The organism is Micromonospora sp. 067-2, from assembly GCF_046549295.1.
GTDB lineage: Bacteria > Actinomycetota > Actinomycetes > Mycobacteriales > Micromonosporaceae > Micromonospora.
In genome coordinates, this window is sequence record NZ_JAJPWB010000004.1 from 183645 (window position 1) to 196523 (window position 12879).

The 12879-nt window shown below is 75.6% G+C and carries 14 protein-coding genes; 8 read left to right on the top strand and 6 right to left on the bottom strand.

Features of this window, described 5'->3' with window-relative positions:
- Nucleotides 1-2 precede the first annotated feature (2 nt).
- From ACLJN9_RS10610 to ACLJN9_RS10620, 3 genes are all read right to left on the bottom strand, one after another.
- Complete coding sequence (locus ACLJN9_RS10610) at nt 3-1685, bottom strand: DNA polymerase Y family protein (RefSeq protein WP_410810982.1); 1683 nt, start codon at nt 1683-1685, stop codon at nt 3-5.
- A complete protein-coding gene (locus tag ACLJN9_RS10615) occupies nt 1682-2401 on the bottom strand; it encodes a hypothetical protein (protein WP_410810983.1) in 720 nt (239 codons plus the stop codon). The genes ACLJN9_RS10610 and ACLJN9_RS10615 overlap by 4 nt, the downstream gene beginning before the upstream one ends.
- A 103-nt stretch (nt 2402-2504) precedes the next feature.
- Nucleotides 2505-2954, bottom strand: coding sequence for an SAV_6107 family HEPN domain-containing protein (locus tag ACLJN9_RS10620; protein ID WP_410810984.1), 450 nt, complete (start codon nt 2952-2954; stop codon nt 2505-2507).
- Nucleotides 2955-3394: 440 nt separating this feature from the next.
- Here ACLJN9_RS10620 and ACLJN9_RS10625 point away from each other — a divergent pair, with 440 nt between their 5' ends.
- The 6 genes from ACLJN9_RS10625 to ACLJN9_RS10650 all read left to right on the top strand — a co-directional run bounded on the left by ACLJN9_RS10625 (nt 3395) and on the right by ACLJN9_RS10650 (nt 8827).
- Nucleotides 3395-3883, top strand: a complete 489-nt coding sequence (locus ACLJN9_RS10625; protein ID WP_410810985.1) for a YbaK/EbsC family protein — start codon at nt 3395-3397, stop codon at nt 3881-3883.
- 152 nt (nt 3884-4035) lie between these two features.
- Nucleotides 4036-4752 (top strand): monooxygenase, encoded by a 717-nt coding sequence (locus ACLJN9_RS10630; protein ID WP_410811438.1) that lies wholly within the window; start codon nt 4036-4038, stop codon nt 4750-4752.
- Nucleotides 4749-5300, top strand: coding sequence for a GNAT family N-acetyltransferase (locus ACLJN9_RS10635; RefSeq protein ID WP_410810986.1), 552 nt, complete (start codon nt 4749-4751; stop codon nt 5298-5300). The genes ACLJN9_RS10630 and ACLJN9_RS10635 overlap by 4 nt, the downstream gene beginning before the upstream one ends.
- Entirely contained in the window at nt 5297-6205 is a 909-nt protein-coding gene (locus ACLJN9_RS10640; protein WP_410810987.1) for a carotenoid biosynthesis protein, read from the top strand. The genes ACLJN9_RS10635 and ACLJN9_RS10640 overlap by 4 nt, the downstream gene beginning before the upstream one ends.
- Nucleotides 6202-7329, top strand: coding sequence for a glycosyltransferase (locus ACLJN9_RS10645; RefSeq protein ID WP_410810988.1), 1128 nt, complete (start codon nt 6202-6204; stop codon nt 7327-7329). The genes ACLJN9_RS10640 and ACLJN9_RS10645 overlap by 4 nt, the downstream gene beginning before the upstream one ends.
- Nucleotides 7330-7339: 10 nt before the next feature.
- Entirely contained in the window at nt 7340-8827 is a 1488-nt protein-coding gene (locus tag ACLJN9_RS10650; protein WP_410810989.1) for a phytoene desaturase family protein, read from the top strand.
- A gap of 84 nt (nt 8828-8911) precedes the next feature.
- Here the strand turns inward: ACLJN9_RS10650 and ACLJN9_RS10655 are convergent, their stop codons facing one another.
- On the bottom strand, nt 8912-9601 hold the full coding sequence (locus tag ACLJN9_RS10655) for a CDP-alcohol phosphatidyltransferase family protein (RefSeq protein ID WP_410810991.1): 690 nt from the start codon (nt 9599-9601) through the stop codon (nt 8912-8914).
- Nucleotides 9602-9644: 43 nt separating this feature from the next.
- Complete coding sequence (gene metF, locus ACLJN9_RS10660) at nt 9645-10562, bottom strand: methylenetetrahydrofolate reductase [NAD(P)H] (protein WP_410810993.1); 918 nt, start codon at nt 10560-10562, stop codon at nt 9645-9647.
- Nucleotides 10563-10838: 276 nt separating this feature from the next.
- Between metF and ACLJN9_RS10665 the strand changes: the two genes are divergently transcribed.
- The gene (locus ACLJN9_RS10665) at nt 10839-11252 is read left to right on the top strand and encodes a helix-turn-helix domain-containing protein (protein WP_410810995.1); all 414 of its coding nucleotides are present in this window, start codon (nt 10839-10841) and stop codon (nt 11250-11252) included.
- Entirely contained in the window at nt 11249-12331 is a 1083-nt protein-coding gene (locus ACLJN9_RS10670; RefSeq protein ID WP_410810996.1) for a polyprenyl synthetase family protein, read from the top strand. The genes ACLJN9_RS10665 and ACLJN9_RS10670 overlap by 4 nt, the downstream gene beginning before the upstream one ends.
- Nucleotides 12332-12446: 115 nt before the next feature.
- Here the strand turns inward: ACLJN9_RS10670 and ACLJN9_RS10675 are convergent, their stop codons facing one another.
- A complete protein-coding gene (locus tag ACLJN9_RS10675) occupies nt 12447-12836 on the bottom strand; it encodes an Rv2175c family DNA-binding protein (RefSeq protein ID WP_410810997.1) in 390 nt (129 codons plus the stop codon).
- Nucleotides 12837-12879 lie beyond the last annotated feature (43 nt).

Below are 12879 nucleotides of genomic sequence, written 5' to 3' on the forward strand. Positions count from 1 at the left end.
GGTCAGTCATAGATCGCCTCCACCAGCCACTGCCCGGCCTCGACGGCGAGCAGCAGAGCGGTGCCATCGGCGAGGCCAACCTGGAACCGGGCCCGGCGATGGGCCTCCGTCGGCGCCCACCAACGCTCGTCGACCGGCCACGGCCCGGTCCAGCCCACGATCTCCGCCGGCCGGCCGGTGCCGACCACCAGCCGGACGGGCGGGGCGCTCACCGCCAACCGTGCGCTGATCACCACCGGTTCGCCGGCAGCGTCGTGCACGGTCGCGGCCAGCGGACTGCCGAGCACCACGGCCGGCGCGGGCGGCGGCAAGCGCCCGGGCCACGGCGGGACGCCCCCAGCCCGGCCGGCACCGGCCCGGCCAGCACCGGCCCGGTCGCCACCGGCCCGGCCAGCACCGGCCCGGCCAGCACCGGCCCGGTCGGCACCGGCCTCGCCCGGCAGCGGTGGCGGGCCGGGACGGGTGGGGAGGCGTTCGTCGCCCCACGGCACCAGTCGCACCTGGTCCGCCGGGGAACGCCCGCCGCCGAGCACCGCGGTGACCACCGCCTCCGGGCCGAGGATGCCCTGCACCCGGTTCAATGCCCGGTGCGCCCGCTCCCGCTCCTCGCCGGTCTCCCCCCAGAGGCCCGACTGCAGGCCGCCCTGGGCGATCCCTCCGTCCGGGATCAGCCGCAGCCGGATGATGCCGGCTGTCGGTCGGGCCGGCCGGGCACCGGCCCGACCGTTACTGCCGGAGAGCCAGCCGTCGAGCTGCCAGCGCACCCGGTCGGCGATGGCCGCGGCGGTGAGCAGGCCGTCGTGTCGCCACACCCGGTGCAGCTCCTGCCCGTGCGCGGTGACCGCCTCGATGCCGAGTCGGGTGCAGGCCAGCCCGTGCCCGGCCAACCGGTCGTGCAGCTGCTCGGCCAGCGCACGGGCGGCGAACGCCGCCGCATCGACCCGGTCGATCGGCTCGTCGTACTCGGCGGTCACCGTCAGGTCGGACGGCGGCTGCCGGACGGCGAGCGGACGGTGGTCCCGCCCGGCAGCAAGCCGGTGGGCAAGTGCGCCGTCGAACCCGAACCGGGCCAGCACGTCACCGGCCGGTAGCGCGGCGAAGTCGCCGAGGGTCCGCACCCCCAGCCGGCGCAGCAGGTCGGCCAGCGCCGGCCGCGCGAGCGCCTCGACCGGCAACCCGGCCAGGAACTCCGGCGTCCCGCCCGGCTCCACCACCCGCCCGGCCCGAGCCGCCAACCCCGCGGCGAAGACCCCGTCGGCGATGCCGACCTGGCTCTCCACCACACACGACTGGGCGATGTGCTCGATGATCCGCTCGGCCGCCGCCTCCTCGCCGCCGAGGTAACGGCCCGGACCTCGGGCGGCCACCGCGCAGGCTCCCGGGCGGACCACCTCGACGCCGGCGACCAGCTCCTCCACAGCGGCGACCACCGGCTCGAACGCCCGGGCGTCCCGGCCCGGGTCGTACTCCACGACGGTGAGCTGCGGGCAGCGGCCCTGCGCCTCCCGCTTGCGCAGCCCTCGGCGTACCCCGTCGGCGCGGGCACGCTCGGAGCAGGCGACCACCCGGTTGGCGTGCAGCACGGCGACCGGGTCGGTGGCCGGCACCCCGTCGACGATCTCGGCGGCGAGCACCGGCCAGTCCGGACACCACAGCAGCAGGGTCCGTATCGGCGCTTCGGTCATGCCGAGCCGACCAGGGTGAGCGCCGGACGGCCGACCGCCGACGACACCGCGCGGGGGATCACCCGGGTGAGCCCGTCACCGGGAAGCCAGACCTTGATCTCCTTGGGTCGGGCGGCCGCCCCGCGCCCGCGCGCCGAGACGGTGACCTCCCGGCGGCGCAGCCGGCCCCGACCCGGCCCGAGCCCTTCCCAGACCCCACGGACCACCTGCAACGTCACGTCCGCGCCGTCCCACCGGCCGTACGGAACGAGCACGCTGCCGCGCTGCCGCGCCCGGGCGGCCAGCCGGGTGGCGACCGAGGCGGAGACCGCGGCCGGCACGGCGGTGACCACGACGTCCACCCCGTCGATCAGCGCGGCGACCACGGTGGCCCACTCGGGGCCGGGGTTCGGCACCAGGGCCAGCCGGTCCAGGGCGATGCCCAGCTCGGCGGCCGCGCCCGCGCCCAACGTCGGCACCCCGACCACGGCGCACCACGAGCCGGCCCGGGACGCCTCGGCGAGCAGGGCCAGCACCAGCGAGGTGCCGCCGCTGCGCCGGGGTTGACCGACGGTGACCGCGATGGTGCTGCCCCGGCGCAGACCCCGGTTGGGCAGCAGGCCGGTCAGCTCGGGCGTCACCGGCAGCACCCGGTGGCCGCCGGCCGGATCGGGTGCGCTCGCCGGACGTACCAGATCGACCAGTGCGGCGGAACCGACCACCATGCGGCCCGCCATCGGACCAGCCCCCCGTCGTTGCTGTGAAAATCAGATCAGGACCGGCGCGCCGTGACGCCGGCCGCCCGGCTCCCCCCGCCGGGCGGCCGGCGTCACGGCGGGATCATGCGGCGAGGCCGTCCAGGGCCGGTTGGTGCGCCACACCGAGCGCGGTCTCCACCACCGTCACGAACTGTTCGGCGGCGCGGAGCAGGTCGTCGGCCTCCCGGGCGCTGACAACCCGAGGGATGCCGGCCTCGGCGGCGGCCCGCTTGCCGGCACCGGCGGCGAAGAACCGGGCCCACTCGTCCAGCTCGGGGGCGACGGCGCAGAGCAGAACCCAGACGCTGGTGATCCGGTTGCGCCGGGTGGGCGCGGGTCGGGCGCGAGCGGCGAGCAGTGCGGCCGCCGCGCGCAACGCCGACAGGTGGGCGGCCGCGTAGCGCAGGCCGTCGGGTCGGGTCTGGCCGGCCTCGACCAGCCCGCGCCGGGCCAATGTGAGGAGTTGGGCGGGGGTGCGGTGCGGCAGCACGTGCGCTGACACCATCGGTGCCTGAGCCGGGTTGGACGGCATGGGACTGTCTCCTCCACGTGGCCGGGCGTCGCCTCGGCGCACTGGTGCCGCCGATGGAATGCCGAGGTCGGTGGTGCGGAGGAAGACGCACCGGGTGTGGCCGGCCGGGTGTGGATGCTTCCCCACACCACACCCGGCCGGCGTACCGGCGGGTTCGTCGCCCGCCGCCCGGGGGTCGTGGGCGGCGAGCGACGCTCCTGCCTGTCGGGACCGGGCTCGCGACTGCCCGGAAACCCAGGTGCGGCCCGCGAAGCCGCACCGGCCGGAGGAGGCGCCGCGAAACACCGCGCTCCGGCTGGTTGGAACGGGCGTTCGAGGCAATCGAACACTCGTTCTAACTGCTGCTGACAGTACACCTCCCCTCCGACGAAAATGCAACGTGTGACGCGCCGGTCCTGGCCGGCTGAACCAACCACCGGCGTACGGGGAAGAATGGCGGCATGCAGCCACACCCGAACGTCCGGGCGGTGCAGGACGCGCTCGACGAAGCCGGCGCGCTCGACGGCGCCGGCCGGCCCAGCACGGTCCGCCTGCTGCCCGACGCCGTGCACACCGCGGCGGCCGCCGCCGAGGCGCTCGGCGTCGAGGTCGGCCAGATCGCCAACTCGCTGATCTTCGATGCGGACGACACGCCGCTGCTCGTGCTCACCTCCGGCGCGCACCGGGTGGACACCGCCGGCCTGGCCGCGTCGATCGGGGTCACCCGGCTGCGCCGGGCCACCCCGGAGTTCGTCCGTACGCACACCGGGCAGCCGATCGGCGGGGTCGCCCCGCTCGGGCACCCCCGACCGTTGCGCACCCTGGTGGACACCGCGCTGTCGGCGTACCCGGAGATCTGGGCCGCGGGCGGCGTACCGCAGGCGGTCTTCCCCACCACCCATGCCGAGCTGCTGCAGATCACCGCCGGCACCCCGGCCGAGGTGGCGTGAGCGAGCGTAGCGAGCGAACCGGCAGGCACGGCAGCGATGCGCTCACGCCGCCGCGAAGCGGGGGCGTGAGCGAGCGTAGCGAGCGAACCGGCAGGCACGGCAGCGATGCGCTCACGCCGCCGCGAAGCGGTGACGCGAGCACCGTTCCTGAGCTGGTGACCCTGCACGTGTGGCGTACCTCCGCGGGTGCGCTGCCCCGGGCGCTGACCCGGATGGCGCTGGACCCGCGGCGGCTGCGCGCCCTCCCCGGCGTCCGGTTCGGCAAGCTGCTGGGCACCGGGACCGGCACCGGCTTCGGGCCGGGCGACGCCGACCTGACCCGGTGGGCGGCGTTGACCGTCTGGGATTCGCCCGCTGCGGCGGCCAGCTTCGACGGCTCGCCGGTCGGACGCGCGTGGGCCCGGATCGCCCACGCCCAGGCCCGCGTCGACCTGCGCCCGCTGAGCAGCCGGGGTGAGTGGTCCGGGCAACGGCCGTTCGGCGAGCCGTCGGGCGGGCGGGTCAGCGGGCCGGTGCTGGCGCTGACCCGGGCCCGGCTGCGGGCCCGCCGGGCGGCCACGTTCTGGCGGGCGGTCCCCCCGGTCGCCGCCGCCCTGCGCGACGCTCCCGGGCTGCTGGCCCGGTTCGGCGTCGGCGAGGCGCCACTGGGTTGGCAGGGCACGGTGAGCGTGTGGCGCGACCCGACGGACCTGGTGGCGTTCGCGTACCGTCACCCGGAGCACCGGGCGGCGATCATGCGAACCCCCACCGCGGGTTGGTACGCCGAGGAACTGTTCGCGCGGTTCGAGGTGCGCGACGTGGTCGGCGACCGGACGGTGCTCGGGTGGGTCGACGGCGACCCAGGAACGGGAAAGGGTGGACGGGCATGAGGTTGGTGCGCTGGACGCCGGACGATCTCGTCCGGCGGCTGGACGACGTGGTGGCCGTGTACGGCGAGGCGATGGGCTACCGCACCGACCTGCTGGAGGCCCGGCGCGGCTACATCGCCACCCACGTGCGCCGACCCGGGTTCCGGGCCGTGGCGAGCCTGACCAACGATGGTCGTCTCGCCGGCTTCGGCTACGGCTACCTGGGCAGCTTCGGGCAGTGGTGGCACGACCAGGTGCACCGGGCGCTGGACGCCCCGACCCGGCAGCGCTGGCTCACCCACTGCTTCGAGGTGGTCGAGTTGCACGTCCGGCCACCGGCGCAGGGGCACGGCCTGGGCGCCGGTCAGCTCCGCGCGCTGCTCACCATGGCCGAGGGCGACACCACGCTGCTGTCCACCCCGGAGGCCGACGAGCAGACGTCGCGGGCCTGGCGGCTGTACCGGCGGTTCGGCTTCGTCGACGTGCTGCGCGACTTCCACTTCCCGGGCGACGATCGGCCGTTCGGCGTACTCGGCCGGGCCTTGCCTCTCAAGCCCCCGGCGTCATGACCGGGCGGCGGATCTCCTGGACGTTGCTGGCGGTCCTGGTGCTCGCCCAGATCTGTTACCCGCTGACCACCGGCGCCACCCGGGCGGGGCTCACCGTGGCCACCGTCGTCCTCGGGTGGCTGCTCTCGGTCGGCCACGCGCTGCTCAGCCGGGGTCCCCGCGCCGCGGCAGCGCTGGTCGCGGTGGCCACCGGCGGCGGGTTCGCCATCGAGGCGGTCGGGGTGGCGACCGGCGTGCCGTTCGGCAGCTACGACTACTCCGGCGAGCTCGGCCCCAAGCTGGCCGGGGTGCCGCTGATCATCCCGCTGGCCTGGACCTGGATGGCCTGGCCGGCCTGGTTGGCGGCGGTCCGCCTGACCGGCGGCACGGCCACGCCGGCCGGAACAGACGGCGGCACCGCGCCCACCGGCGCCGCGTCGGCCGGCGCCGGCAACGCCACCGCGACGGCCGGTTCATGGGTACGGCGGATCGCACTGGCCGCGCTCGGGCTGGCCGCCTGGGACCTCTTCCTCGATCCGCAGATGGTGGCCGAGGGCTACTGGACCTGGCGGAACGCCACCCCGGCGCTGCCCGGCCTGCCCGGCATCCCGGTCAGCAACTACCTGGGCTGGCTACTCTTCGCGGTGCTGCTGATGAGCGTGCTGCGCCCGCTGGCCGGCTCGACCGCCGAGCACACCGACCAGCGGGATTACCCGATGATCGCGCTCTACCTGTGGACGTACCTCTCCAGCATCCTGGCCCACGCGGTCTTCCTCGACCTGCCCGCCTCGGCGCTCTGGGGCGCCGCCGGCATGTCGGTGACCGCCGTGCCGCTGGCGGTGACCCTGCTGCGCGCCCGCCGGGCGCGCGACACCCACCGGGCGGACCGCCAGCCGAACCGCCCCGGCGTCGACGCGACCCGATGACCGCTCTGCTCGTCCTGCTGCTCGCCGTCGCCGCGCTGACCGGCCACACCTGGGTCAACGCCGCCCGCTGGCTGCGCCGGCCCACCGACCGACCGGGCGAGGTCGACGAGCAGGTCGCCGTGCTGCTGCCGCTGCGCGACGAGGCCACCCGCGTGACCGGCTGCCTGCGCGCCCTGCTCGCCCAGCGCGGCGTGCCCGGGTTGCGCATCGTGGTCCTCGACGACGGGTCCACCGACGGCACCGCCGACGTGGTCCGCGCGGTGGTCGGCGATGATCCGCGGGTCACCCTGCTCACCGGGGTCGCCCCGCCGCCGGGCTGGCTGGGCAAGCCGCACGCCTGCTGGCAACTGGCCACCCGGGCCGACCCGGCCGCCACCGCGCTGGTCTTCGTCGACGCCGACGTGGTGCTCGCCCCGCACGCCGTGGCGGCGGCCGTCACCGAGCTGCGCGCCGCCCGCGCGACGCTGCTGTCGCCGTACCCCCGGATTGTCGTGGCGACGGCGGCCGACCGGCTGGTGCAGCCGCTGTTGCAGTGGTTGTGGCTGACCTTCCTGCCGCTGCGCGCGATGGAGCGCTCGGCGCGGCCGTCGCTGGCTGCGGCGGGTGGGCAGTTCCTGGTGCTGGACCGGGCCGGCTACACGGCCGCCGGCGGGCACGCCGCGGTCGCCGAGAAGATCCTGGAGGACGTCGAGCTGGCCCGCGCGGTCAAGCGGGCCGGCGGGCGCATCGCCCTGGCGGACGGCTCCCGACTGGCCACCTGCCGGATGTACGACAACTGGCCGCAGCTGCGCGACGGGTACTCGAAGTCGCTCTGGGCGTCGTTCGGGCATCCGGGCGCGGCGGCCACCGTGGTGGCGCTGCTGTTGCTGCTCTACTGCGCCCCGCCGCTGGTCGCGGCGGGTGCCCTGGCGGCCGGCGCGCCGTGGGCCGCCGCGCTGGCCCTGGCCGCCTACGCGACGGGCGTGACCGGGCGGGTGCTCACCGCCCGGGCGACCGGGGGTCGGTGGTGGCCCGACGCGCTCGCACACCCCGTGTCGGTCGTGGTCCTCGGTTGGTTGACCCTGCGGTCGTACCATCTGCGAAAGCGACGCCGCCTGACCTGGCGGGGCCGCCCGGTCAGCTAGGAGGCGCGGCATGGCACGGATCGTGGTCGTCGGCGCCGGGGTGGGTGGCCTCGCCACCGCCGCCCGGCTGGCCGCCACCGGGCACCAGGTGACCGTGTTCGAGCGGGCCGACACGGTCGGCGGCAAGCTCGGCCGGTACGCGCACGACACCCCGGGCGGGTCGTTCCACTTCGACACCGGGCCGAGTCTGCTCACCCTGCCCGAGGTGTTCCACGACCTCTTCGAGGCGACGGGGGCGAAGCTCGACGAATACCTGGACCTGGTCCCGCTGGACCCGATCGTCCGGCACGTCTTTCCCGACGGCGGCCCGGCTGTGGATTCCTGCGCCGACCCGGTGGAGTTCGCCGCCCGGATCGGGGCCGCCTTCGGTGACCGGGCGGCGACCGACTGGCAGCGGCTGTGGCGACGCGCCGAGCGGGTGTGGCACGCCTCCTCGCGGGACATCCTGCGCCGCACCATCGACTCGCCCCGCGACCTGGCGTCGCTGGCCTGGCGCGTCGGCGACCTGGCGGCCATCGCGCCGGGCCGCACCCTGCGTGGGCTGGGCCGCCGGCACCTGTCCGACCCGCGGCTGCGGATGCTGCTGGACCGGTACGCCACCTACACCGGCGCCGATCCGCGCCGGGCGCCCGCCGCGCTGGTCGCGGTCCCCTACGCCGAGCTGACCTTCGGCGGCTGGTACCTGCGCGGCGGGTTGGGCACGCTCGCCGACGCGCTGCTGACCCGCTGCCTGGACCTCGGCGTGGTCGTGCAGACCGGCGCCGCGGTGACCCGGATCGACGCCGCGGGCGGCCGGGTGCACGGGGTACGCCTCGCCGGCGTCGCCGCGCCGGTGCCCGCCGACGTGGTGGTGGCGAACACCGACGCGCTCACCGTCTACCGTGACCTGCTGCCGCACCCGCGCCGGCTGGCCGGGCTGGCCGACCGCAGCCTCGCCGGTTTCGTGCTGCTGCTCGGCGTCTCCGGCAGCACCGGGTTGGCGCACCACAACGTCTTCTTCCCCCGCGACTACGACGCGGAGTTCGACGCGGTCTTCGGCGATCCGGGGCGCGGCGTACGGGCCCGGCCGGCGCTCGACCCGACGGTGTTCGTCACCGTGGCCGACGACCCGATGGTCCGTCCGGCCGGGCACGAGGCGTGGTTCGTGCTGGTCAACGCGGCCCGCCACGGCACCGCCGCAAGCGCTGTCGACTGGCGACGCCCGGGGTTGGCCGACGCGTACGCCGACCGGATCCTCGACGTGCTGGCGCAGCGCGGCGTCGACGTACGCGACCGGCTGCTGTTCCGCGAGGTCCGCACGCCTGCCGACCTGGACTCCGCGACCGGCGCGCCGGGTGGCTCGATCTACGGCACCGCCGGCGGGCTGCTCCGTCCGGCCAACCGGGGCCCGGCGCACGGGCTGTGGCTGGTGGGTGGCTCCAGCCACCCGGGCGGAGGGCTGCCGATGGTGACCCTCTCCGCGCAGATCGTCGCCGACGAGATCGGCCCCGCCTGGTAGGTCGCCGCTTCCACGGCCGGCCCGGGACGCCGCTCGGCCGGCTGCCCCGGGAGGTCGCTCAGCCGGCTGGCCCCGGGAGGTCGCTCAGCCGGCGTCGAGCAGCGCGCGGCGGACGGTGGAGAGCAGTTGCCCGAGGCCGAAGCCGGCCAGCAGCACCCACACCGCGGTCGCCATGGTGATGGTGCCGGCCGCCAGATCCGGTTCGATCAGCCCGGTCAGCCCGGCGACCAGCAACCCGACCAGCGCCACCGAGACCCGGGTGGGACGCTCTCCCACGGTCACCGCGCCGATCTCGCGCATACCGGCGGAGACCGCTCGGGCCCGCACGTACTCGTGCAACCAGGACAGCGCGCCGCCCGCGACGACCAGCGCTCCCGGCGCGCCGAGCAGCCAGAACGCCAGCAGCCAGGCCACCTCACCGAGCCGGTCGGCGAGCGAGTCGTAGACGTAGCCGAGCCGGGTGGTGCGGCCGGTGGCCACCGCCACCGCGCCGTCCACGCTGTCCGCGACGGAGGCGAGCAGCACGAACAGCGCACCGAGGAACGGCCCGTCCCCCGGCCGGTCGACCAGCAACGGCACGCAGAAGCAGAGCAGCACCCCGGCCACGGTGACCGCGGTGGGGCCGACCCGCAGCCGGCCCAGCACATACCCGACGTGGTACGCGAAGCGCAGCCAGGCACGCACCACCGGCGCGGCGGTCCGGGGGTCGAACCCGCCGTGCAGGCGTGCCCACACCGTGGCGTACTGGTCCCAGTTCAGCTGTGTGCCCACCACTGATCAACCGTCGCGCAAGGCATCAGGTGTCGCAACTCCCCGGTCACACCCGTGCGCCGGCCTGGAGGTTCTGCCAGACCTCACGGGTCGCGGTGGACCGGTTGAGGGTGATGAAGTGGATCCCCGGCACGCCCTCGTCCAGCAGCCGGCGGCACATCTCGCTGGCCTGTTCGATGCCGAGCCGGCGGACCGCGTCGGGGTCGTCGGCGACCCGCTCGAAGCGCGCCGCCAGCGCCGGCGGAAAAGGCGCCCCGGACAGCTGCACGGACCGCTCGATGGTGCCGATCTGGGTCACCGGCATCACGCCGGCCAGGATCGGGGTGTCGCAGCCGGCGGCAGCGACCCGGTCACGAAGCCGCAGGTAGTCCTCGGCCTCGAAGAACATCTGCGTGATCGCGAACTCGGCGCCGGCCCGGCACTTGCGGACGAAGTGCGCGGTGTCGCCGGCCACGTCGGGTGAGCGGGGGTGCTTGTACGGGAAGGCCGCCACACCCACGCTGAAGTCGCCGGCGTCGCGCACGAGGCGGACCAGATCCTCGGCGTAGTCCACGCCCTCGGGGTGGCGCACCCACTCGCCGCCCGGGTCGCCGGGCGGATCACCGCGCACCGCGAGCACGTTGCGGACACCGACTCCGGCGAGCCGGCCGATCACGTGCCGCAGCTCGGCGACGGAGTGGTCGACCGCCGTCAGGTGGGCCATCGGCAGCAGGGTGGTCTCGGTGGCGATCCGTTCCGTCAGCGCCACGGTGGTGTCCCGGGTCGAGCCGCCAGCGCCGTAGGTGATCGACACGAACGACGGACGCAGCGACTCCAGCTCGCGGATCGCCTGCCAGAGCAGCCGCTCCCCCGCCTCGGTCTTGGGCGGGAAGAACTCGAACGAGAAGGTCGGCTGACGGTCACGGATGAGCTCCCCGATCGCCGGCTGCGGATTGGGGAGTACCGAGGGAAGACCGAGCGCCACGACCAGACTCTAGCGGGCTGCGTCCCGGTCACCCAGGCGCTTGCCCCTCCGGTTCGCCGGTTCGACAAACCCACGGGTGTACGAGAGCGTCTCGCCGCCACGGCCTCCGAAGGCGCAGAGCCGTCGTACCCGTGGGGTATCAATGGGTGGCGCGGGAGGGGCGGCGGGGGCCGGCCCCGGGGGCCTGCGCGGGGGTCGACAGCCGACAGGTGGCGCCGTGCCCGTCCGGTCGGGCGGGCGGGTCGTCACCGCACCGACGCCCCGCCGGGAGGACCGATGACACTGCCCCCACCGCCTCGTCCACCACAGCTCGGGCCGCTGCTGGCCCGGTGCCGGCTGGCTCGGGGCTGGAGCCAGCAGCGCACCGCCACCGAGTTGTGCGCCGCCGCTGGCGTGCCCACCTTGAGTCGAAACGAGGTGTCGCGGTGGGAGCGGCAGCGACGCGTGCCGGGGGGCTTCTGGCTCGGCTGGCTCGCGGTCGTGCTGGACGTACCGCTGGTGGTGCTCGCCCAGGCCGCCGCGGGCACCCGGCGGGCCGGCCCGACGCGGACCGCCGGGCCGGGTCGGGCACCCGTGACCGCCGCGCGGTCGACCGGGCGTACGGGCCCGGGCCGCGCCGGGGGCGGGTCGGCGGGACTGCGCGTGGCGGTGGAGCGCGGGCCGCGGCGACCGGCTAGCGTCGTGGCGTGACCCACGCTGCTCCCGTGTCTCCCGTCGACCGCGCCGGCCTGCGTCAGCGGGTCGACAAGGCCCTCACCGAGTTCCTGGCCGGCCAGCGTGCGCGGTTGACCAGCGTGGACGAAGCACTGGTTCCGGTGGCGGAAGCGATCGAGGCGTTCGTGCTGGGCGGGGGCAAGCGGCTGCGGCCGGCCTTCGCCTACTGGGGGTTCCGGGGCGCCGGCGGGGTGGACGGCGACCAGGTGCTCACCGCCCTGGCCGCACTGGAGTTCGTGCAGGCCAGCGCCCTGATCCACGACGACCTGATGGATCGCTCCGACACCCGGCGCGGTGAGCCGGCGGTGCACCGGCGGTTCGCCACCCGGCACCGGGCGGCCGGCTGGGGCGGCGACCCGGACGGTTTCGGCGACGCGGCGGCGCTCCTGCTCGGCGACCTCTGCCTGGTGTGGTCCGACGAGCTGCTGCACTCCGCTGGACTCGACCTGCGGGCGGTGGCCCGGGCCCGGCCGGTCTTCGACGAGATGCGCACCGAGGTCACCGTCGGGCAGTACCTCGACGTGCTGACCCAGGCCACCGGGGACACCTCGGTGGAGCGGGCCAGCAAGGTCGCCCGGTACAAGTCGGCGAAGTACACGGTCGAACGCCCGCTGCTGCTCGGCGCCGCGCTGGCCGACGCGACGGCCGACGTGCGGACGGCCTACTCGGCGTACGGGCTGCCGCTGGGTGAGGCGTTCCAGCTCCGCGACGACGTGCTGGGGGTCTTCGGTGACCCGGTGCAGACCGGCAAGCCGGCCGGGGACGACCTGCGCGAGGGTAAGCGCACCTACCTGGTGGCGGCGGCGGTCGAGGCCACCGGCGACGCCGGTCGGGAGTTGCTGCTCGGCCGGCTCGGCGACCCGCAGCTGGACGAACAGGGGGTGGCCCGGCTGCGCGAGCTGATCTCCGCGAGCGGCGCGCTCGCCCGTACCGAGCAACGGATCGTCACGCTCACCGACACCGCGCTGGCGGCGCTGGCCGCCGTGGACCTCGACACCGAGGCCCGCCAGGCCCTCGTCGACCTGGCCATTGCCGCCACCCGCCGCGCCGACTAGGCCCCGGCCCCTCCCGGCCCCCGGCCCGCATGGTTGATCATGAGGTTGGCGACCCTCGCCTCGGCGTGTCGCGCCGCTAACCTCATGATCAACGCGGAAGCAGGGGCGGGGCGGGTCAGAAGCCCAGGGCTTGGGCTCGGCGTTTGACTTCGCGGGCCTGGTCGCCGGAGAGGGCGGCGGCCGGGTTGGCACCGGGGAGGGTGTCGTCCGGCTCGTAGAGCCAGCGCAGCGCGGCCTCGTCGTCGTAGCCGTTGTCGGAGAGCAGGTTGAGCACACCGGGCAGGTGCTTGAGCGCGGTCTGGTTGGCCACCAGGTCCACCGGGATCCGGCGGACGCCGTCGCGGCGGACCGCCAGCAACTCCCGGTCGCGGATCATCTGGTGCACCTTGCTGATCGACACGTCGAGACGCTCGGCAACATCGGGCAGGGTGAGCCAGCCGGCCGGGTCGGCGGGTCCGGCGAGCTCGGGGCCGGGCACGGCCTGGTCGGGTACGGGTTCGGTCACCCGATCACCCTGCCACGCCACCGGCGCGCCGGGCCACCGGCAC